Raw genomic sequence first — 19,904 nt, forward strand, 5'->3', positions numbered from 1 at the left:
ACGGGTCTGTCAGCAAGGGCCGGCACCACCAGCGCCTTGAAGGTGCGCCAGCCATGCCGTCGATGAGGGCCTGCATTATCGCCTGTGTCACTCCGCGCCGTCCACCGCAGGGGGCAAATCCTGTCGGGCCGCCACCATGCGGCTGGCCTCGGCCTGCAAGGTATCGACTGCGGTGTCGAGCACCGCGCGCTCGGACGCGCTCAGCGTGGCAACGATTTCGCGGTTGATGGCGGCCACGCGCGGATAGATCTCGCCATATAGACGCCGCCCTTCTTCCGTGAGGAAGACGTGCACCTCGCGCCGGTCCGAGGGGCGCGGCTGGCGCGACACCAGCTTCTTGGCCGCCAGCGAGGTGAGGGTGCGCGAAGTGCGGGCACGGTCCAGCATGGCGTGTTCGGCGAGCTGGGATGACAGGGCCCCTTCGCGCTCGGCGAGAAAGGACAGGATGCGCCACTCACGACGGGTGATGCCGTAGTCGGTCTCGCAAAGGTGGACCACCAGCCGCCCGGCCGTGACGTGGATGCGGTAGAGGCGGTAAAGCAGCAGATCGGCCTGGTGGCGCGGATCCGCGAGCCGGTCGTGATCGGTCTTCTCAGGCATGTAGGGAAAACACCCGCAACGATTGATTTCTGCAATTGATTGTGCGTGCATAGCATGGTGGGCTGCACCGGGAAACCCCGGTCCCTCGAAGGAGACACCATGACGACACGCCGACAGTGGATCACCCTCACCGCCGCCATGGCGACCGCCACCGCGCTGCCGCTGCGCGCCCACGCGCAGGAAGGCCCCTTGCGCATCGTGGTGCCGTATGCACCCGGCGGCTCCACCGACCGCGTGGCGCGGCTGGTGGCCGACAAGCTCGGTCCGAAGCTGGGCACCACGGTGGTGGTGGAGAACCGCACCGGCGCTGGTGGGCGCCTGGCTGCCCAGCAACTGCGCAACGCACCGGCGAGCCAGAACGTGCTGCTGATGGCCAACCCCGCCGTGATGGTGGTGGCACCGCTGGTGTTCAAGGACGCGGGCTACGACCCCGAGAAGGATTTCCAGGCGGTGTCGCTCGCGAACGCCTACGAGTTCGGTGTGGCGGTGGGCGCTGGCGTACCCGTACGTGAACTCAACCACCTGCTGGCCTGGCTGCGCGCCAACCCCGAGCAAGCCAACTTCGGCGTGCCCGCCACCGGCAGCCTGCCGCATTTCTTCGGGCTCATGGTGGGCGAGAAAGCCGGCGTGAAGGCCCAGGTGATCGGCTACCGCGGCTCCGGCCCGCTGCTCACCGACCTCATGGGCGGCCAGGTGCCGGTGGCGTTCGACACTTTCGACACGCTGCTGCCCCAGCACGAGGCCGGCAAGATCCGCATCCTCGCCGTGTCGAGCGCGAAACGTTCGCCGTTCGCGCCGAGCATTCCCACCTTTGCCGAAGCCGGCCTGAACCTGAGCGCCGACGGCTGGAACACCTTCTACGCCCCGGCCAGCACGCCCGCTGCGCGCGTGGAGCAACTCGGCCAGGCCATTCGCGAAGTGATGCAGGACCCGCAGACCGTCAAGCGCTTCAACGAAGCCCGCATGCGCCCGGTGGCCAGCACCCCGGCACAGACCCGCACCGCGCTCGCGGCCTACCGAGCGCAGTGGGCGCCGGTGGTGCAGAAATCGGGCTACCAGCCCTGACCCTTTTCTTTTTCCTACCGACCATTTCCATGAAGATCTCCGCTTTCCGTATCGCCATCGCCCTGCTCACCGCCGCCGTGGTCCCGTTCGCCGCTGCACAGGATGCCTACCCGTCCAAGCCCGTGCGCTTCGTCAACAACTTTCCTGCGGGTGGCCCGTCCGATCTGCTCGCGCGCTCTGTGGCGGCCGTGCTTCAGGAAGGCATGAAGCAGCCCTTCGTGGTGGAGAACAAGGCCGGCGCTAGCGGCAACATCGGTGCGGCCGATGTTGCCAAGAGCGCGCCCGATGGCTACACCGTGCTGTTCGGCATCGACACCACGTTCACGGTGAACCCGCACCTCTACCCCAACATGCCGTTCAAGCGCGCCGACCTTAAGCCGGTGGTGGTGATGGCGTCTTCTGGCCTGCTGGTGGGTGTGCACCCGGGCACCGGCATCAAGAACCTCGCGGGCATGGTGGAGGCCGCCAAGGGCAAGGGCCTGAACTTCAGCTCGGCCGGCAGCGGCAGCCCGGGTCATCTGGCGGTGGAGGTGATCAAGGAGTCGACGCAGGCGAAGATCACGCACGTGCCCTACCGCGGCAACACACCGGCCGTCACGGCCGTGCTCTCGGGCGAGGTGGACGGCGGCGTGCTCGCCACACCGGGCATGCTGCCGCACGTGCAGACCGGCAAGATCACCGCGCTGGCCGTGACCAGCCGCCAGCGTTCGCGCCTGGCGCCGGAGCTGCCCACCGTTGCCGAGGCCGGCTTGAAGAGCCTGGAGCAGGAGGTGCTGTACCTGGTGATGGTGCCGGCCGCCACGCCCGACGCGGTGGTGCAGACGCTGCAGAAGGGGATCGTCGACGCCCTCAAGCGGCCCGATCTGCAAACGCGCATGGCCACGCTGGATCTGTTCTACGAAGGCCTCACGGGTCCGGCGGCCACGCAGCGGATGGACGCGCTCTACAACCGCTATGGCCCGATCGTGAAGGCCACGGGCATGAAGGTGGAGTGAACGCGAGCATGTCCGCCCAGCGCCCCAACATTATCTACATCGTCTGCGACGACCTGGGCTACGCCGACCTCGGCTGCTACGGCGGGCGCGAGGCGAACTTCGGCGCGGTGTCGCCGAACATCGACCGCCTGGCCGAAGGCGGCATCAAGTTCACGCAGGGGTACTCGAACTCGCCGGTGTGCTCGCCCACGCGTTTTGCGCTCATCACCATGCGCTACCAGTACCGGCTGCGCGGCGCCATGGAAGAACCCATCAACAGCCGCAGCAAGGGCAGCACCACCTTGGGCCTGCCGCCCGAAGTGCCGACGCTGCCTTCGCTGTTGAAGAAGGCGGGCTACCACACCGCCCTCATCGGCAAATGGCACCTGGGCTACCCGCCCAGCTTCGGGCCGCGCCGCTCGGGCTACGACGAGTTCTTCGGCATCATGGCTGGCGGGGTCGACTACTTCACGCACTGCACCTCCACCGGGGAGCACGACCTCTACATCGACGAGGACGAGCACCACGAGGTGGGCTACCTCACCGACGTGCTGTCGCAGCGCGCGGTGGACCACGTGCACCAGCGCGCGGCCGATGCGAAGGCCGGCACACCCTTCATGCTCAGCCTGCACTACACCGCGCCGCACTGGCCGTGGGAAACGCGCGACGACGCGCACGTGGCGAGCGACGTGGCGAAGAACCTGTTCCACCTGCACGGTGGCGACATCCACACCTACCGCCGCATGATCCACCACATGGACGAAGGCATCGGCAAGCTCATGGCGGCGCTTCGCATCCATGGACTGGAGGAGAACACGCTGGTTGTGTTCACCAGCGACAACGGCGGTGAGCGCTTCTCCGACAGCTGGCCGCTGGTGGGCGGCAAGATGGACCTGACCGAAGGCGGCATCCGCGTGCCGTGGATCGCGCACTGGCCAGCCGCCATCCAGCCGGGCACGGTGAGCACGCAGCACTGCATGACCATGGACTGGTCGGCCACGCTGCTGGAAGCCGGCGGCGGCCAGGCGAACCCGGACTGGCCGCTGGATGGCGTGAGCCTGCTCAAGGTGCTGCGCGAGCCCGCGCACACCTTCGAACGGCCGCTCTACTGGCGCATGAACCACCGCGGCCAGCGCGCGCTGCGCGAGGGCGACTGGAAATACCTGCAGGTCGACGGCCACGAGTACCTGTTCAACATCGGCAAGGACGAACGGGAGCGCGCCAATCTGGCTGGTCGGGAGCCTGAGCGGCTGGAGCGCATGCGCGCGCAATGGCTGGCGTGGAACGAGAGCGTGCCGCCGATTCCCGCCGATGCCACCGTGAGCCTCGGCTACTCCGCCAAGGACATGCCCCAGCGCTGAGCACAAGGGCGCCTGCCGGTACGATCAGCGCATGTCGCGCCTGCAACGCCTGTTTCCTTTCCTCTCCTGGCCCCGCCCCGACGCGACGCTGCTGCGTGGCGAAGCCATGGCGGGCCTCACCGTGGGGCTGATGGTGATTCCGCAGGGCGTGGCTTACGCGGCGCTGGCCGGCATGCCGCTCATCACGGGCATCTACGCCTCGCTGCTGCCGGCGCTGATCGCGGTGCTGTTCAGTGCTTCGCCGCGCCTGTCTGTCGGTCCCACGGCACTCACCTGCCTGCTCGTGAGCGCCTCGCTCAGCGGCCTGGCCGCGCCGGGCAGTGCACAGTGGATCGCGTTGGCGGTGTGGCTGGCGCTGCTCAGCGGCCTGCTCCAGATCGTGCTGGGCTTCGCGCGGTTCGGCTGGCTGCTCAACCTCGTCAATTCGCCGGTGTTGATGGCGTTCACGCAGGCGGCCGCGGTGCTCATCATCGCGTCGCAGTTGCCGGCGCTGCTGGGCTTCGAGGCCTGGGACACCCTTCTGACGCAGCCCCAGGTGTACTGGCCCGCCTTGTTGTTCGGCGTGGCCAGCCTGGCCGTGCTGATGCTTGCGCGGCGCCTGCGCCCCGGGTTTCCCACCGTGCTCACCGTGGTGGTGGGCAGTGCCGCCATCAGCTACGCCGTGGGTTTCGAGGCGCGCGGCGGCGCGGTGATCGGCACGCTCCCGCAAGGCCTGCCCATGCCCTACCTGCCGGACTGGCCCGGTTGGTCCACGCTGGGGCAACTGGTCGTGCCCACGCTGGTGATCACGCTGGTGAGTTTCCTGGAGACGGCTTCCAGCGCCAAGGTGGACAACAGCCAGCGCGGCCAGCGCTGGGACCAGGACCAGGACCTGATCGGCCAGGGCCTGGCCAAGCTGGCCTCTGGCTTCAGCGGCGCATTTCCCACCAGTTCGTCGTTCTCGCGCTCGGCACTCAACCTGTATGCCGGTGCAAAGACGGGTTGGGCCACCGTGTTCTCGGTCGGCGTGGTGCTGCTCGCCCTGGTGCTGCTCACGCCGCTGCTGCACCACGTGCCGCTCGCGGTGCTCGCGGCCATCGTGCTGGTGGCGGTGATGGGGTTGATCAAGCCGCGCTCGTTCACCCACCTCTGGAAGCTCTCGCGCGTGGAAGCGGTGATTGCCGGCATCACGTTCGCTGTGACGGTGCTGGCCGCACCGCGGCTGTACTGGGGCGTGATCGCTGGCGTGCTCATGGCGCTTTCGCACTTTCTCTATCTGCGGCTGCACCCGCGCATCATCGAAGTGGGCCTGCACGGCGACGGCAGCCTGCGCGATCGCCACCTGTGGAAGCTGCCGCCGCTGGCGCCGCACCTCTACGCGCTGCGCATGGACGCGGCGCTGGATTTCGCCACCGCCGCCGGCTTCGAACGCGCCGTGGCCGAGCACGTGACCGCGCATCCCGACACCCGCCACGTGATGCTGATCGCCCACCCCATCAACTGGATCGACGCCACCGGCGTGGAAGCCTTCGGCCGGCTGCGCCAGCAACTCGATGACCAGCGCATCGAGCTGCACCTGGTGGGCATCAAGCTGCCGGTGGAGAACGTGCTCAAGCTCGCCGGGCACCTGGATGAGAGCCCCCGGCTGCACCTGTACCGCACCGAGGCCGAGGCGCTGCGTGCCACCGACGCGCTGGCCCAGGCCGAGCCGGCCTGAACCAGCCACCGGGCATCACTGCAGTTCGACGGTCTGCTTGACCAGTTCCTCGCGCGTGAGCCGCGGGAACATCTCGGCATACATGTAGCTGTAGCCCTCGTTCTGCCACTTGGCGAGGTCGATCACGGCCGCGGGCACCACGGTGATGACGTCGTAGAACTCGTCGGGCTTGTAGCCGCGCGAACGCGCCGCGTTGCTGCACACGCGGATGGTGACGCCCGCATCCTTGAGCGCCTTGAGCTCTTCGTACATGTCGGGATAGGCCGCGCGGTTCAGGCGCGAGAAGGCGTGCAGCTCGTTGCCATGCGCCACGATCACGATGTGCGACTTGGCCGGGTCGCCGTATTCCTTGATGGCACGCAGGTGGTTCTTGACGTAGCCGAACGCCGCCTTGCCCTCCAGGGGCTTGGCGAAGTTGAAGTCGTACAGCGCCTTCTGCGGCGCGTACTTCGTGCCGTCGAAAGGCGAAGGGTCTTGTGGGCCGGCCCACGCGGCGGTGCTCATGAGGGCCACGGCGGCAAGGGCGAGAAGGCGGGGTTTCATGACGTTCTCCAATTGAGGGATGGATGAGGGAGCGAAGAGCATAGCAATATTAATGCCGATATTCGCAATGAATGATCTGTCTGACCATAGGGCCGTTGGCGCCATTCTGGTGCGCAGCGCCCTGACCCGGGGATGCCGTGTCTCCACGCATACTTGAGCCTCGATCCACCCGACACCGGTCCCCATGGAACTGCCCAACCACCAGCTCAGCATGACGGTGCTGATGACACCCGACACCGCCAACTTCTCCGGCAATGTGCACGGCGGCACCATCCTCAAGCTGCTCGACCAGGTGGCTTATGCCTGCGCCAGCCGGTACGCGGCGGCGTACGTGGTGACACTGAGCGTGGACCAGGTGATGTTCCGCCAGCCCATCCACGTGGGCGAACTCGTCACGTTCCTGGCCTCGGTCAACCACACCGGCACCTCGTCGATGGAGGTGGGCATCAAGGTGATTGCAGAGAACATCCGCACGCAGGCCAAACGCCATGTGAACAGCTGCTTCTTCACCATGGTCGCCGTGGACGCGCAGGGCAAGCCGACGCCGGTTTCTCCGCTGAAGCCGTCCACCCCCGACGAACTCCGGCGCCACGCGGCCGCAGAACTGCGCCGGGCCATGCGACAGGACATGGAGCAACGCTATGCCGCCATCCGCTGACACCCAAGGACCTCCGATGACGTTCAACCGCCGAAGCGCCGTGTTCGCCCTGTCCACCTCCTTTCTCCTGGCGGGCTGCGGCCGGGACGATCCGCAGGCTTCGCTGGAGGCGGCGGTTCAGCAGTTGCAGGACCACATTGAAGCGAAGAAGACCAGCGCGGTGATGGACATGCTGCACACGCGGTTTCGCGCGCAGGCCGAGCTCGACCGCGAGTGGGCTCAGAAAACCATGACGCTGATGTTCCTGCGCTTTCCGCAGGTGAAGGTGGTGGCGGTCACGCGGCGCAGCCAGGTGGACCCGGCCACGCCGCTGTCGGGCCAGACCGAGGCGCAAGTGCTGCTTTCGGGCGCGCAGGGGTTGATTCCCGAGCGTGTGACGCCTTACGCGATCACCTTGCGCTGGCGACGCGAGGGCGACGACTGGAAGCTGCTCGACCTGGAATGGCAGTGAGCCGGCGTCAGGCCAGCCGGCGCCGGTGCAGCGCCAGCATGGCGACCGTGGCGCACAGCGCGAAACCCAGCATGATCCAGCCCAGATTCACCGCGCCGTCGTGCGGCACCAGGCCGACCGCATAACCGCTGAACGCGCCCAGCACCTGCTGCGCCAGGCCGGCCACGGCCGCCGCCGAGCCGGCCAGGGCGGGCAAGAGGCCGACGGTGCCCACCAGCGCAGCCGGCACCAGCAGGCCGTGGCCCAGCCCCAGCAGGATCAGCGGCAACGAGAAGGCCAGCGGCGTGTCCACGCCGGCGATGCCCAGCACCAGCATGAGCGAGAGCCCGCTGACGGTGGCCGCCTGGCCCAGCCTCATCATGGTGCGGTCGCCTGCGCGGTGCGCCATGTGCGTGATGAGGTAGTTGCCGACGATGTACGAGAGCGGGACGCACATGATGTAGTAGCCGATGCGGTCCGGGCTCACGCCGTAGCTCCCCAGCACGATGGGCGCGCCCGCCAGGAACGCATAGAACGTGGCGGTGGTCATGGCGAGGATGGTCACGTACAGCAGGAAGGCGGGCTCGCGCGCCAGCCGCGCATACGACGCCAGCATGACGCCCAGCCAGTGCGGTTGCGCGGCGGCGGCCGGCGTGTGGTCCGGCAGGCCGCGCCAGGCGGCCACCAGCAGGGCGAGCGCGATCACGGTCATGAACACGAAATTGGCCTGCCAGCCCCACTGCACGTGCAACTGGCCGCCGACGATGGTCGCCAGCGGCGGGCACAGGCCCATGGCCATGCCGATCCAGGCCATGACGCGGGTGCGCTCGGGGCCGTGGAACAGGTCCTGCACCATGGCGCGCCCCACCACCATCCCCGCCGCCGCCCCCGCGCCCTGCAGCACGCGCGCCGCCGTGAGCTGGGTGAGGTCGGTGGCCAGTGCACCCAGCGCCGAGCCCAGGCAGGCCAGCGCCAGGCCGAACATCAGGATCTTCTTGCGCCCCAGCCGGTCCGACATCGGGCCGTAAATCAGCTGGAAGCCCCCGTAGGCCGCCACATAACCACTGAAGGTGAGTTGCACCGCAGCCTGGCTGGAGCCGAACTGCGCGCCCCACTCCTGCATGGAGGGAATGCAGATGGTCATGGCCACCAGTCCGAAGGCGAGCTGGCACAACAGGTTGGCGATGAGAGGGCCGTGGGAGGCTTGCGGGAGGGAGGTGGAAGTCGTCATGGGAGCAGGCGATTCTGGCAGACGCGTGCCGGCGGCGCTGGCACCGTGCGTGGCCGTAAATCCCTGCCTCAGGGACGCGATCCTGCAGCTGATGAACCCGCGACCGGCGTGGAGGGTGCCCCGATATGCTGGCCGCCCCATGCAGACGGACTGGTTGATCGATTTCATGACGCTGGCGCAGACGCGCAGCTTCAGCCGCGCCGCCGAGCTTCGCCACGTCACCCAGCCCGCCTTCTCGCGCCGCATCCAGGCGCTGGAAGCCTGGGCCACCGTGGCGCTGGTGAACCGGAGTTGCCATCCCCCGACGCTCACCGCCGCGGGCGAACTTCTGTGTGCAGAATCGCCGGCCATCGTGGCCTCGGTGCTGCGAACCCATGCCACGCTGCGCGCCCGCGCGCAGACCCGCCAGGACGTGCTGACCTTCGGCTGCACCCACACGCTGGCCTTCAGCTTCTTTACACGCTGGCTGTGCGAAAACAGCAAGTCGCTGGGCAGCACGAAAACCCGCCTGACCGCGCTGGATCCCGCCGAGGCGATGCAACGCCTCGACGAGGGTGAATGCGACCTGCTGCTCACCTACGGCGTGGCGCGGGGATCGGAGGCGCTGCACACCGCGCGTTTCGACACCCTGCCCCTGGGACGCGACCGACTGATCCCGTGCTCGCGACCGGATGCCAGAGGGCGACCCATGCACGTCTGGCCAGGCACCGGCCGACCACCCGTGCACTACCTGGGCCATGCCTCGAATTCCGAACTCGCTTCGGTGATCGAGCGCGCCAGCTCCACCCACGCGCAAGATCTGAATCGCCACCGCGTCTTCGAATCCGATTCCACCGAAAGCCTGAAGGCCATGGCGGTGGCGGGCCGCGGTGTGGCGATCCTGCCCGAGCACTGTGTGCTCAACGAACTGGCCTGCACAACATTGGTGCCCGCAGGCGAGCCCTTGCAGACCTCGCTGGAAATTCTCCTCGTGCGCAAGCGCGCGGCGCACCCGATGGGAGCTCAGCCCCTGCGCGATGCGCTGTGGGCAGCACTCAGCGCGACACCGCGTCCGCAAGAGCTCGCCGAAACCGTCTGATCCTTCTGTCGCTGACGCTCAGCGCCACGAACCGATTTCCCCTACATTGGGGCGATCCAGTTCAATCAGACGTGCCATGTCTCCCACGGATGCTGAAAAAAACACGGGGGGCAGCGCGATGTCCCGCTACGGCTTGAGCGCCGATGCGCTCGAGCTTGAACTGGAGCATCTGGAGGTCGACCAGTCCATGGCGGGTGCGCGCGGCGTGATCGTCCCCTACTGCGTGCTCACGGGCCTGCTCTTTGCCTTGATGGCGCCCTACTCGCCCCTGTGGTCCTGCCTGCTGTGGGCCGGCAGTTTCCTCATCTGCATTGCTGCGCGCTGGCTGCTGAATCGCCGCTATGCGAGCCTCCAGGCCCACGAGCGCAAGGCCCATCTTCAAAGGTTGCACCGCGACATCACCGCCAGTTCGGGGGTGTTCGGCGCCATCGTGGGGGCTGCGGTTCTCATCGCCTTCCCGGGTTCGCCGGTGGAGATCCAGTTGCTCTGGACGCTGATCATGGCCATGGTGGTGGCGGCGGCTCCGCGGCTGGTCACCCAGCGACAGTTCGTTGCGCTGCTCATCCCTCCCCTGATCGTGACCAGCGGCGCATGGCTGGTCTGGGGGAACTGGCTGGGGCCGCCCATGGCGATCGTCCTGATCGTCATGACAGCGTTGTTTCTTGTCCTCACGCAGGTGTTTCATTTTGGGCTGCGGGAGAAATTCGAACTGCAGTTGCGCAATGCCCACCTGGCCGCCGAGCTTGAGCGTCGCAACGCGAGGCTTGAGCAGATGGCCCAGGAGCGGACCCACCAGCTCGCCGCCGCCAGCCACGACCTGCGCCAGCCCGTCCACGCACTGGGACTGTTGATGGAAATCGTGCAGCGCGAGCCCAAGCCGGAATCCCTGGAGCGACCGCTCTCGCTGGCCAACGACTGCGTCGACTCCCTTTCCGAGATGCTCACCAATCTCATGGACATCTCCCTGATGGACAACGACCGCTTCCCGGTCGTTCCAAGGGCCGTGTTGTTGCAGGCGACGCTGGAGGAGGCGTTGCGCGTCTTCGCGCCGATCGCTGCCCGCAAAGGGCTGGTCTTGCGCATCGTCCACACGTCGCTGGCCGTCCGGACCGACCCCCACGTGCTGCGCCGCATGCTCTTCAACCTGCTGTCGAACGCGGTGAAATACTCCATCGAAGGAACGATCGAGCTCCGCTCGGAGTTGCTGGCGGGCAAGGTGGTCCTGCACGTCGAGGATCAGGGCATCGGCATCTCGGAAGACCGTCGTGCCGACGTGTTCGAGGACTACGTGACCACGGCGGACGCGTCTTGCGGCCATGGACCCAGCGTCGGACTGGGCCTTGGCATCGTGCGGCGCTGTGCGGCCATGCTGGGCATCGACGTCACGTTGGTGTCGTCGATCGGGCAGGGGAGCTGCTTCTCCATCCATCTGGGCATGCCCGTGCTGCCAGGCGTGGAGGATGCCCCCTTTGAGCCGGCCAGCGACAGCCTGGGGGCGGTGGTGGCGGTTGTTGAGAACGACCTCACGCTTCGGGAGGCACTGGCCCGGATGCTGAGCGACTGGGGGTGCCTCCCGGTTGTCGGCGCCACCGCCGAAGAGGTGTGGAGCATGCTCGACCAGGATCGGCTGACGCCTCAGCTAATCCTGTCCGACCTGCACCTCGACGTTCAGGCGAGCGGGTTCGACGCCATCAACATCTTGCGCAACGGCGCTCAACAACCGCGTCTTCCCGCGCTGATCCTGACGGGCGACGTGAACCGCGTGCACTACCTGAGCGCCGAGACTCGCGGCATCCGCATGGAGCACAAACCGCTGCAACCCGCGCGGCTGCGGGCGGTGCTGGGCGAGATGCTCAGCACCTCGTGAGTGCGCTCGCCAATCGCCTGACGGCACTTTTCCTGCAGATCAGTTTCGCCTAAATTTCGTGCAGGGAATCATCTGAAGAACAGACCGGCCTGGTCAGGCGGCAACTTCGTGCCTTTGAAGACTGGCTGCACCATGACGCCGACCCTTGCCGTGTCCGACAGCGATGGCCCCGAGGCTCGGGCGTCCACCCAGTTCGGCCTCAGCGCCGCAGCACTGGAAGCGGAACTCGAGTACATGGAAGTCGACCAGTCCATGAACGGGGCCCGCGGCGTCGTGGTGCCTTACTGCATCATCCTGCTGGTGCTCCTGGGTTTCATGCTGCCCTACGCCGACCCGCAGGTCTGCGCGCTCTGGGCGGGTGGCTTTGCCAGCTACATCCTTGCCCGTTCGCGCATGAACCGCCTTTACGCGCAGTGGACGGTGGAGCAACGAAAGGCGCGGCTGCGGAAGTGGCACCGGTTGATGATCGTCACCGCTTTCCTGTTCGGCGCCGCGTGGGGGCTTGCCGCCCTGATTCCCTTTGAGGACGCCCCCTTGGAGATGCGATTTCTCTGGACGCTGGCCTTGACGATGGTGGTGGCAGGCGCGCCGCGCCTGCTGACGATGGCACAGTTCATCTCTCTCGTGGTGGCCATTCTGGTCCTGGCCATCCTGCCGTGGCTGCAGTGGGGTGGAGAGATGGGTGTGCCAGCCACCGTGGCCCTGGTCTCGCTGGCAGGACTTTACGTGGGCATGGCGCGCCAGTTCCACCGCGGCCTGCGCGAGAAGTTCGAGCTTCAACTGCGCAACGCGCACCTGGCCCGGGTGCTCGGCCAGAAGAACGACACGCTGGAGCAGACGGCGCGGGCCAATACCCTGCTGCTGGCTGCCGCGAGTCACGATCTCCGGCAGCCGGTGCATGCGCTCGGTCTGCTCATGGAGATCATCCAGCGCACGCTGGATCCACAGGCCCTGCGACGTCGCCTGGTGATGGCCACAGACTGCGTGGAATCGCTCTCCGAGATGCTGTCCAACCTGCTCGACTTCACCCGCATGGACAGCGGCAACTTTCCGGTCGACAAGCAGCCTGCACCCCTTCAACCGACGCTGGACGAGGCCCTGCGCATTTTCGGTCCCATCGCCCGACGCAAGGGGCTGGCCCTGCACGTGCAGCTCACCACGCTGGCCGTCCAAACCGATCCCCAGCTGCTGCGCCGCATGCTCTTCAACCTGGTCTCCAACGCCGTGAAATACACCGACCAGGGTCACGTCCGGATCAGCGTGGTGGATGGCGCCGAAGGCGTGACGTTGCAGGTCGAGGACACGGGCGCCGGCATCGAACCGTCCCGGCTCGAGGACATCTTTCGGGACTACGTGACCTCCAGCGCCCATTCGCCCCACTTCGACACTGGCATCGGCCTGGGCCTGGGCATCGTGAGCCGCTGCTCGGACCTGCTCGGCCATCGGGTGAGTGTCGAGTCGGAACCGGCCAGGGGAAGCCGGTTTTCCATTCACCTGGGGCCGGCGGTGCTGGTCAGAGACCGGGGGGTCGCGGGCGCCGACCTGGAGCCAGCGCTCGCGGGTGTGGTGGCCGTCGTCGAGAACGACCCGGTGATCCTGGAAGGGCTGACCGCGATGCTGCGCGAATGGGGATGCCATCCCGTGGCCGCGTCCACCTCCGCCGAGTTGCAGGCGCTGCTGTCCGACCAGCAGATGAAGCCGGCACTGATCCTCTCCGACCTGCACCTGGGAGAAGACGACGATGGCTTCCGGGCCATCGAAGCGCTGCGCCAGTTTGCGGGCGAGACGCGCATGCCGGCCGTGGTGCTCACCGGGGACCTCGGCCTGCACCACCAGGCTCGGGCTGCCGCACAGCAGATCCGCCTGGAACACAAGCCGCTGCGCCCGGCACGGCTGCGCCAGATGCTGGGTGAGATGCTGGCGGCGAACTAGAAGTTGCCGGTGAACTGGTAGCGCGTGGCCGGGTGCCACAGCGTGGCCACCGCGGCCACCTGGCCTTGCGATTGCGTCTGGCGGTGCAGCACCAGGCACGGCTCCTCGCGCGACATGTGCAGCAACTCGCGCACATCGGCAGCCGGCTGGCGCGCTTCGATGGCGAACTGCACGCCCTGCAGCGGCGCCACGCGCATCAGGTAGGCGTTGGGCGTGAGGCAGGAGAAGTCCTGCTGCATGTAGTCGGGCGCCACCGCGGGATTGACGTACCGGTCTTCCACCTGGATCGGCTTGTTGTTCTCGAAATGCACCACGATGGAGTGGAACAGGGCCTGCCCGGGCGGAACGCGGAACTGACGCGCCAGCGCCTCGGGCGCCTTCACCTTTTCCAGCTTTTGCAGGTCGCTGCGGTGCACATGTCCGCGGGCGGCGATCTCGTCGGCGATGTTGCGGATGGCGACCAGCGTGGATTGGTATTTCTGTTGCGCCACATACGTGCCCGATCCCTGGATGCGTTCCACGGTCTGCTCATCGCTGAGTTCGCGAATCGCACGGTTGACGGTCATGCGCGAGACGCCGAATTCACGCGCCAGCGCCTCTTCACCCGGGATGAGGTCACCTTCCTGCCAGATGCCGTTGTGGATCTGGGCAAGCACGTGGGCCTTGATGCGCTGGTAGGCAGGTTCGTGGACGCGAGACAAGGGGCTTCCTTTTCACATGAGGGTTTTCACCAACCCCGAAACAGCGTCATTGTATTTACGAACTTCGTCGGTCGTGTTCATAATGTATATACGTTTTAAATAAAACTCTTCAAATTTGTACATAGTTTTAGTTCTGAAGCATTACAGAAACACCGTCCGACATGAACACCAACACCGATCCCCGCCTGGACCCCACCCGACGTGTGCGCGCCCCGCGTGGCAACACGCTGTCGTGCAGGAACTGGGTAGCCGAGGCCGCCTACCGCATGCTGCAGAACAACCTGGACGCCGAGGTGGCCGAGAACCCGCAGCACCTGGTGGTGTACGGCGGCATTGGCCGCGCCGCGCGCGACTGGGCCTGCTACGACCAGATCCTGGCCTCGCTGCGCGAACTGGAGGAAGACGAAACCCTGCTGGTGCAGTCCGGCAAACCGGTCGGCGTGTTCAGGACGCACGCCAACGCACCGCGCGTGCTGATCGCCAACTCCAACCTGGTGCCGAAATGGGCGAACTGGGACCACTTCAACGAGCTCGACCGCAAGGGGCTCTTCATGTACGGCCAGATGACCGCCGGCAGCTGGATCTACATCGGCAGCCAGGGCATCGTGCAGGGCACGTTCGAGACGTTTGTCGAGGCCGGCCGGCAACACCACGGCAACGACTGGTCCGGCCGCTGGATACTGACCGCCGGCCTGGGTGGCATGGGCGGCGCGCAGCCACTGGCGGCCACGCTGGCCGGTGCGGTCTCGCTCAACATCGAATGCCAGCAGAGCAGCATCGACTTTCGCCTGCGCACGCGCTATGTGGATCGGCAGGCGCGCGACATCGATGAAGCGCTGGCGCTGGTTCGACAGCACACGGCGCGCAAGCAGGTGGTGTCGATCGCGCTGCTCGGCAATGCCGCTGAAGTCATGCCCGAACTGGTGCGACGCTGTCGCGCGAGCGGCTTCATGCCCGACCTGGTGACCGACCAGACATCGGCACACGATCTCATCAATGGCTACCTGCCCGCTGGCTGGACGCTGGAGCAGTGGCGCGCGGCCCAACGCGATCCGGCCCAGCACAGGCATCTGACCGACGCCGCCGCGCACAGCTGCGCTCAACACGTGCAGGCCATGCTGGACTTCCAGTCCATGGGCGTGCCCACGGTGGACTACGGCAACAACATCCGCCAGATCGCGTTCGACCAGGGCGTGAGGAACGCGTTCGACTTTCCCGGTTTCGTGCCGGCCTACATCCGTCCCATGTTCTGCGAAGGCAAGGGTCCGTTCCGCTGGGTCGCGCTCTCGGGCGATCCGGAGGACATCTACAAGACCGATGCGAAGATCAAGGAGCTGTTCCCGGACAACACGCACACGCACCGCTGGCTCGACATGGCGCGCGAACGCATCGCCTTCCAGGGCCTGCCGGCGCGCATCTGCTGGCTGGGGCTGGGTGAACGCCATGTGGCGGGTCTCGCCTTCAACGAGATGGTCAGAAGCGGCGAGCTCAAGGCGCCCGTCGTCATCGGGCGCGACCATCTGGACACCGGTTCGGTGGCCAGCCCCAACCGCGAGACCGAAGCCATGAAGGACGGCACCGATGCGGTGAGCGACTGGCCCTTGCTCAACGCCCTGCTCAACACCGCTGGCGGCGCCAGCTGGGTGAGCCTGCACCATGGTGGTGGTGTGGGCATGGGGTATTCGCAGCACTCGGGCATGGTGATCGTGGCCGATGGCACCGATGCGGCCGCCGAGCGGCTGGCGCGCGTGCTGGTGAACGATTGCGGCTCGGGCGTGATGCGCCACGCCGATGCGGGCTATGAACGCGCGGTGGCCACCGCGAGGAAACACGGACTCAAACTGCCCATGATCGGCTGAGGAACTTCAGAAAAATGAACGCGAAACCCCTCACCCTGAACCCCGGCCAGATGACGCTGGCCGACCTGCGAACCCTCTGGCAGCAGGCCATGCCGATCCAGTTGCCCGCCGCAGCGCGAGCCAATATCGAATCATCCGCCGCTACCATCCAGCGCATCGTCGAAAAAGGCGACGCGGCCTACGGCATCAACACGGGTTTTGGCAAGCTGGCGCGCACGCGCATCCCCGACGACCAGCTGGAATTGCTCCAGCGCAACCTGATCCTCTCGCACTCGGTGGGGACGGGCGAGCCGATGTCGGACGCCACGGTGCGGCTGGTGATGGCCATGAAGGCGACCAGCCTGGCGCGCGGTTTCTCGGGTGTGCGCCCGGTCGTCATCGACACCTTGCTCGCCGTGTTCAACGCCGGCATCGTGCCCCTCATTCCCATCAAGGGTTCGGTGGGTGCCTCGGGCGATCTGGCGCCGCTCTCTCACATGACGCTCACCCTCATGGGCGAAGGCGATGCGCGGGTGAACGGCCAGGTCATGCCCGCCGCCACGGCGCTGCGCCAGGCCGGCATCGCGCCGCTCACGCTGGCGGCCAAGGAAGGCCTGGCGCTGATCAACGGCACGCAGGTCTCCACCGCGCTGGCCCTGCATGGCCTCTTCATGGCCGAACGCCTGCTCGAAGCCGGAGCCGTCACCGGCGCGCTGTGCGTGGACGCCGCCAAAGGCAGCGACGCGCCGTTCGATCCCCGCATCCACGCAGCGCGCGGCCAGCCCGGGCAGATCGCGCTGGCCGCGGTGATGCGCCAGTTGCTCCAGGGCAGTGCCATCCGGCAATCGCATCTGGAAGACGACGAGCGCGTGCAGGATCCCTACAGCCTGCGCTGCCAGCCGCAGGTGATGGGCGCCTGCCGCGACCTCATCGTGCAGGCCGCGCGCACGCTGCTGATCGAAGCCAACGCCGTCACCGACAACCCGCTGGTGTTCACCGACACCGCCGAGGTTCTCTCGGGCGGCAACTTCCACGCCGAGCCAGTCGCCTTCGCGGCGGACACGCTGGCGTTGGCCATCGCCGAAATCGGCGCCCTGGCGGAACGGCGCATTGCGCTCCTGATCGACGCCGGCCTCTCCGGCCTGCCACCGTTCCTCGTGGACAACCCCGGCCTGAACTCGGGCTTCATGATCGCGCACGTCACGGCCGCCGCGCTGGCGTCGGAGAACAAGTCTCACGCCCACCCGGCCAGCGTCGACAGCCTGCCCACCTCGGCCAATCAGGAGGACCACGTGAGCATGGCCACGTTCGCCGGCCGCCGGCTCGACGAGATGGCGCAGAACACCGCCACCATCCTCGGCATCGAATGGCTGGCGGCGGCGCAAGGTGTGGATTTCCACCACCCGCTGACCACGTCGCCCCCGCTGGCTCGTGCCCAGAGCACGCTGCGCGAGCGCGTGTCCTTCTACGCACAGGACCGCCTGTTCGCCCCCGACATCGAAGCCGCCCGGCAGCTGGTGATGCAGGGTGCTGCCAGCGCGGGCAGTGCCGCCCTCTTCCAGCCCGTCTGGAATCCTTGAGTTTTCTCAACGGAGTTGCCATGAAGAACCTCGTGCTGTGGCGCAGTGCGCGCATCTCCACCCTGGCCAACAAGGGCTGGGGCCTGATCGACAACGGCGCCTTGCTCACACTGGGCGAGCACATCGAATGGGTGGGGCCGGTGAACGAGATGCCCGTGGAACTCCGTGAGCGCGTGGCCACCGAGCACGACCTGGGCCGCACACTCATCACGCCGGGGCTGGTCGATTGCCACAGCCACCTGGTCTACGCCGGGAACCGCGCCAGCGAACTCGAACTGCGTCTGCGCGGGATCAGCTACGAAGCGATCGCGCAAGCCGGCGGCGGCATCCGGTCCACCGTGGCGGCGACGCGCGCCGCGACCGAACAGGACCTGTACGACGTCGCCGAGCAGCGCGCCCGCCGGCTCATGGCCGAAGGAGTGACCACCCTGGAAATCAAATCGGGCTACGGCCTGTCGCTGGAAGCCGAGGCACGCTGCCTGCGCGTGGCGCGCCGCCTGGGGCGTGATCTGCCCCTGAGCGTGCAGACCACCTTTCTCGGCGCCCACACCCTGCCCCCTGATTTCGATGGCCGCGTCGACGCGTACATCGACGCCGTGTGCGAATGGATGCCGCAGCTTCACGCCCAGGGCCTCGTGGACGCGGTGGACGCGTTCTGCGACCACATCGGCTTCTCGCCCGAGCACACCCGCCGCGTGTTCGACGCCGCGCGTGCACTGGACCTACCGATCAAGCTGCACGCGGAGCAACTGTCGAACCAGCATGGCGCGGCCATGGCCGCGTCGCTGGGCGCGCTGTCCTGCGATCACCTGGAGCACCTGAGCGAAGCCGACATCCCGCTCATGCGCCGCTGCGGAACGGTGGCCGTGCTCCTGCCCGGTGCCTACTATTTCCTGCGCGAGACCCGGATGCCACCCGTGACGGCACTGCGCGCAGCGGGCGTGCCCATGGCGGTTTCCACCGACCACAACCCGGGCAGCTCGCCGAGCCTGTCGCTGCTGCTCATGGCCAGCATGGCCTGCACGCTGTTCCGCCTCACACCGCTCGAGGCCGTGCAAGGCATCACACTGAACGCGGCACGCGCCCTCGGTCTCCACGATCGCGGCCAGCTCGTGCGCGGCCAGCGCGCCGACTTCGTGGCCTGGAACCTGGAGCATCCCAACGAACTGGCCTACTGGTTCGGGCACCATGCCGTGATGCGCACCATCCAGGGAGGCCGCGAACGCCCATGACCACCGACCACACCCCGACCCCGTTCGCCTGGCGAGGCCGCGTCGACCCGGAAGAGAGCGGGCCCACGCCGAGGTGGCACGAACGCGTGAGGCCGCTCCGGCCCGATTCGCAGGGCGGCGTCACGCTCATCGGCTTTGCGGTGGACGAGGGGGTTCGTCGCAACGCGGCGCGCGTCGGCGCCGCTGATGGCCCTCGGGCGATTCGCGCGGCACTGGCCAACCTCCCGGTGCGGGGCGAGCCTGAGCTGCACGACGCAGGCGACGTGCACTGCACGGACGGTGCGCTGGAGCTGGCCCAGGAGCAGCTGGCCATGCGGGTGGCCAGCGCGGTCGAGCGAAAGAGCTTGCCACTCGTGATGGGCGGCGGGCACGAAATGGCCTGGGGCACCTTCCAGGGGGTGGTAAGCGCGCTGCCTTCCAGCCACCGCTTGCTGATCGTCAACCTGGATGCGCACTTCGACCTGCGCGAAGCGTCTCAGGGCAACTCGGGCACGCCATTTCGACAGATGCACGAATGGTGCATGGCGCACGGCCGGCCCTTCAACTACCGCGTCTTCGGGATCAGCGAATACGCCAACACGCAGGCGCTCTTCGATCGCGCCCAGGCGATGGGCGTGCGTCACTGGCTTGATGACCAGCTCCAGAACGAAGCGGGCCTGGAACAGGCAAGGCTGGCGCTGGCGGGGGACCTGCAAGCCTGCGACGCGGTCTACCTCACCATCTGCCTGGACGTTCTGCCAGGGGCCCAGGCGCCCGGCGTCTCGGCCCCGGCTGCGCTGGGCGTGCCGGTCGCCGGGGCGCAGGTCCTGATCGACGAAGTGCTGGCCTCCGGACGGCTGGTCGCCGCGGACATCGCCGAGCTCAACCCCGTCCACGACCGGGATGGCCTCACCGCGCGCGTGGCTGCGCGGCTGGCCGCCCGCGTGGCCCGTGGAGCGTGTCGACAGAAACTTCAGGCCTGAAGTACTCACAAAAGCGCATCCGACACCTCTGGTCAGCACTTCATGGCCAGAAGGTGGCGCTTCATACCCTTTTTACTGCCGAGCGTTGCCTTAAGAAGATGATTTGACGACTGCAGCGGGCAGCCAGGGCCTTCCCGCCTGGCACCTGCAAGTTGG

Annotated in this window: 17 protein-coding genes; 13 read left to right on the plus strand and 4 right to left on the minus strand. The window is 67.2% G+C overall.

Annotated elements, in window-relative coordinates; translation table 11 throughout:
- Positions 1-87 precede the first annotated feature (87 nt).
- Entirely contained in the window at positions 88-600 is a 513-nt protein-coding gene (locus ACTIEY_RS20030) for a MarR family winged helix-turn-helix transcriptional regulator (RefSeq protein ID WP_439520914.1), read from the minus strand.
- A gap of 99 nt (positions 601-699) precedes the next feature.
- Here ACTIEY_RS20030 and ACTIEY_RS20035 point away from each other — a divergent pair, with 99 nt between their 5' ends.
- The 4 genes from ACTIEY_RS20035 to ACTIEY_RS20050 are packed head-to-tail and all read left to right on the plus strand — an operon-like array spanning position 700 to position 5,696.
- Complete coding sequence (locus tag ACTIEY_RS20035) at positions 700-1,665, plus strand: Bug family tripartite tricarboxylate transporter substrate binding protein (RefSeq protein WP_439520915.1); 966 nt, start codon at positions 700-702, stop codon at positions 1,663-1,665.
- 29 nt (positions 1,666-1,694) lie between these two features.
- On the plus strand, positions 1,695-2,660 hold the full coding sequence (locus ACTIEY_RS20040; protein WP_439520916.1) for a Bug family tripartite tricarboxylate transporter substrate binding protein: 966 nt from the start codon (positions 1,695-1,697) through the stop codon (positions 2,658-2,660).
- 8 nt (positions 2,661-2,668) lie between these two features.
- Positions 2,669-4,000 carry a sulfatase family protein gene (locus ACTIEY_RS20045; RefSeq protein ID WP_439520917.1) on the plus strand — a complete coding sequence of 444 codons (1,332 nt, stop codon included), beginning with the start codon at positions 2,669-2,671 and terminating at the stop codon, positions 3,998-4,000.
- A gap of 31 nt (positions 4,001-4,031) precedes the next feature.
- Complete coding sequence (locus ACTIEY_RS20050) at positions 4,032-5,696, plus strand: SulP family inorganic anion transporter (protein ID WP_439520918.1); 1,665 nt, start codon at positions 4,032-4,034, stop codon at positions 5,694-5,696.
- Positions 5,697-5,711: 15 nt separating this feature from the next.
- On the opposite strand, the gene ACTIEY_RS20055 is transcribed toward ACTIEY_RS20050, so the two are convergent.
- Positions 5,712-6,239 carry a DsrE family protein gene (locus tag ACTIEY_RS20055; RefSeq protein WP_439520919.1) on the minus strand — a complete coding sequence of 176 codons (528 nt, stop codon included), beginning with the start codon at positions 6,237-6,239 and terminating at the stop codon, positions 5,712-5,714.
- Between the two features lie 184 nt (positions 6,240-6,423).
- On the opposite strand from ACTIEY_RS20055, the gene ACTIEY_RS20060 reads away from it, so the two are divergent.
- Together ACTIEY_RS20060 and ACTIEY_RS20065 are read left to right on the plus strand one after the other, a co-directional pair.
- The gene (locus tag ACTIEY_RS20060; RefSeq protein ID WP_439520920.1) at positions 6,424-6,897 is read left to right on the plus strand and encodes an acyl-CoA thioesterase; all 474 of its coding nucleotides are present in this window, start codon (positions 6,424-6,426) and stop codon (positions 6,895-6,897) included.
- Between the two features lie 16 nt (positions 6,898-6,913).
- Positions 6,914-7,348 (plus strand): hypothetical protein, encoded by a 435-nt coding sequence (locus ACTIEY_RS20065; RefSeq protein ID WP_439520921.1) that lies wholly within the window; start codon positions 6,914-6,916, stop codon positions 7,346-7,348.
- Positions 7,349-7,355: 7 nt separating this feature from the next.
- Here the strand turns inward: ACTIEY_RS20065 and ACTIEY_RS20070 are convergent, their stop codons facing one another.
- On the minus strand, positions 7,356-8,558 hold the full coding sequence (locus ACTIEY_RS20070) for a Bcr/CflA family efflux MFS transporter (protein ID WP_439520922.1): 1,203 nt from the start codon (positions 8,556-8,558) through the stop codon (positions 7,356-7,358).
- Between the two features lie 139 nt (positions 8,559-8,697).
- Between ACTIEY_RS20070 and ACTIEY_RS20075 the strand changes: the two genes are divergently transcribed.
- The 3 genes from ACTIEY_RS20075 (at position 8,698) to ACTIEY_RS20085 (ending at position 13,435) form a co-directional block, all read left to right on the plus strand.
- Positions 8,698-9,636 carry a LysR family transcriptional regulator gene (locus ACTIEY_RS20075; protein WP_439520923.1) on the plus strand — a complete coding sequence of 313 codons (939 nt, stop codon included), beginning with the start codon at positions 8,698-8,700 and terminating at the stop codon, positions 9,634-9,636.
- A 76-nt stretch (positions 9,637-9,712) separates the two neighbouring features.
- The gene (locus tag ACTIEY_RS20080; RefSeq protein ID WP_439520924.1) at positions 9,713-11,503 is read left to right on the plus strand and encodes an ATP-binding response regulator; all 1,791 of its coding nucleotides are present in this window, start codon (positions 9,713-9,715) and stop codon (positions 11,501-11,503) included.
- A gap of 132 nt (positions 11,504-11,635) precedes the next feature.
- Positions 11,636-13,435 carry an ATP-binding response regulator gene (locus tag ACTIEY_RS20085; RefSeq protein WP_439520925.1) on the plus strand — a complete coding sequence of 600 codons (1,800 nt, stop codon included), beginning with the start codon at positions 11,636-11,638 and terminating at the stop codon, positions 13,433-13,435.
- On the opposite strand, the gene hutC is transcribed toward ACTIEY_RS20085, so the two are convergent.
- Positions 13,432-14,136 carry a histidine utilization repressor gene (gene hutC / locus ACTIEY_RS20090; protein WP_439520926.1) on the minus strand — a complete coding sequence of 235 codons (705 nt, stop codon included), beginning with the start codon at positions 14,134-14,136 and terminating at the stop codon, positions 13,432-13,434. The genes ACTIEY_RS20085 and hutC overlap by 4 nt on opposite strands.
- Before the next feature lie 161 nt (positions 14,137-14,297).
- Here hutC and hutU point away from each other — a divergent pair, with 161 nt between their 5' ends.
- The 4 genes from hutU to hutG are packed head-to-tail and all read left to right on the plus strand — an operon-like array spanning position 14,298 to position 19,748.
- Positions 14,298-15,995 carry a urocanate hydratase gene (gene hutU, locus ACTIEY_RS20095; RefSeq protein WP_439520927.1) on the plus strand — a complete coding sequence of 566 codons (1,698 nt, stop codon included), beginning with the start codon at positions 14,298-14,300 and terminating at the stop codon, positions 15,993-15,995.
- Between the two features lie 14 nt (positions 15,996-16,009).
- On the plus strand, positions 16,010-17,554 hold the full coding sequence (hutH, locus tag ACTIEY_RS20100; protein WP_439520928.1) for a histidine ammonia-lyase: 1,545 nt from the start codon (positions 16,010-16,012) through the stop codon (positions 17,552-17,554).
- A gap of 20 nt (positions 17,555-17,574) precedes the next feature.
- On the plus strand, positions 17,575-18,786 hold the full coding sequence (gene hutI, locus ACTIEY_RS20105; RefSeq protein WP_439520929.1) for an imidazolonepropionase: 1,212 nt from the start codon (positions 17,575-17,577) through the stop codon (positions 18,784-18,786).
- Complete coding sequence (gene hutG / locus ACTIEY_RS20110; protein ID WP_439520930.1) at positions 18,783-19,748, plus strand: formimidoylglutamase; 966 nt, start codon at positions 18,783-18,785, stop codon at positions 19,746-19,748. Before hutI ends, hutG begins: the two co-directional genes overlap by 4 nt.
- Positions 19,749-19,904 lie beyond the last annotated feature (156 nt).

It is taken from the genome of Hydrogenophaga sp., assembly GCF_051858985.1.
Taxonomy (GTDB): domain Bacteria; phylum Pseudomonadota; class Gammaproteobacteria; order Burkholderiales; family Burkholderiaceae_C; genus Hydrogenophaga.

Excerpts from the sequence above, each read along its gene's own strand:
- ACTIEY_RS20050 (WP_439520918.1), top strand. The coding sequence starts at position 4,032 with ATGTCGCGCCTGCAACGCCTGTTTCCTTTCCTCTCCTGGCCCCGCCCC.
- ACTIEY_RS20040 (WP_439520916.1), top strand. The coding sequence starts at position 1,695 with ATGAAGATCTCCGCTTTCCGTATCGCCATCGCCCTGCTCACCGCCGCC.
- ACTIEY_RS20075 (WP_439520923.1), top strand. The coding sequence starts at position 8,698 with ATGCAGACGGACTGGTTGATCGATTTCATGACGCTGGCGCAGACGCGC.
- ACTIEY_RS20035 (WP_439520915.1), top strand. The coding sequence starts at position 700 with ATGACGACACGCCGACAGTGGATCACCCTCACCGCCGCCATGGCGACC.
- hutU (WP_439520927.1), top strand. The coding sequence starts at position 14,298 with ATGAACACCAACACCGATCCCCGCCTGGACCCCACCCGACGTGTGCGC.
- ACTIEY_RS20030 (WP_439520914.1), bottom strand. The coding sequence starts at position 600 with ATGCCTGAGAAGACCGATCACGACCGGCTCGCGGATCCGCGCCACCAG.
- ACTIEY_RS20070 (WP_439520922.1), bottom strand. The coding sequence starts at position 8,558 with ATGACGACTTCCACCTCCCTCCCGCAAGCCTCCCACGGCCCTCTCATC.
- hutH (WP_439520928.1), top strand. The coding sequence starts at position 16,010 with ATGAACGCGAAACCCCTCACCCTGAACCCCGGCCAGATGACGCTGGCC.
- hutI (WP_439520929.1), top strand. The coding sequence starts at position 17,575 with ATGAAGAACCTCGTGCTGTGGCGCAGTGCGCGCATCTCCACCCTGGCC.
- ACTIEY_RS20085 (WP_439520925.1), top strand. The coding sequence starts at position 11,636 with ATGACGCCGACCCTTGCCGTGTCCGACAGCGATGGCCCCGAGGCTCGG.
- hutG (WP_439520930.1), top strand. The coding sequence starts at position 18,783 with ATGACCACCGACCACACCCCGACCCCGTTCGCCTGGCGAGGCCGCGTC.
- ACTIEY_RS20065 (WP_439520921.1), top strand. The coding sequence starts at position 6,914 with ATGACGTTCAACCGCCGAAGCGCCGTGTTCGCCCTGTCCACCTCCTTT.
- ACTIEY_RS20060 (WP_439520920.1), top strand. The coding sequence starts at position 6,424 with ATGGAACTGCCCAACCACCAGCTCAGCATGACGGTGCTGATGACACCC.
- ACTIEY_RS20055 (WP_439520919.1), bottom strand. The coding sequence starts at position 6,239 with ATGAAACCCCGCCTTCTCGCCCTTGCCGCCGTGGCCCTCATGAGCACC.
- ACTIEY_RS20080 (WP_439520924.1), top strand. The coding sequence starts at position 9,713 with ATGTCTCCCACGGATGCTGAAAAAAACACGGGGGGCAGCGCGATGTCC.
- ACTIEY_RS20045 (WP_439520917.1), top strand. The coding sequence starts at position 2,669 with ATGTCCGCCCAGCGCCCCAACATTATCTACATCGTCTGCGACGACCTG.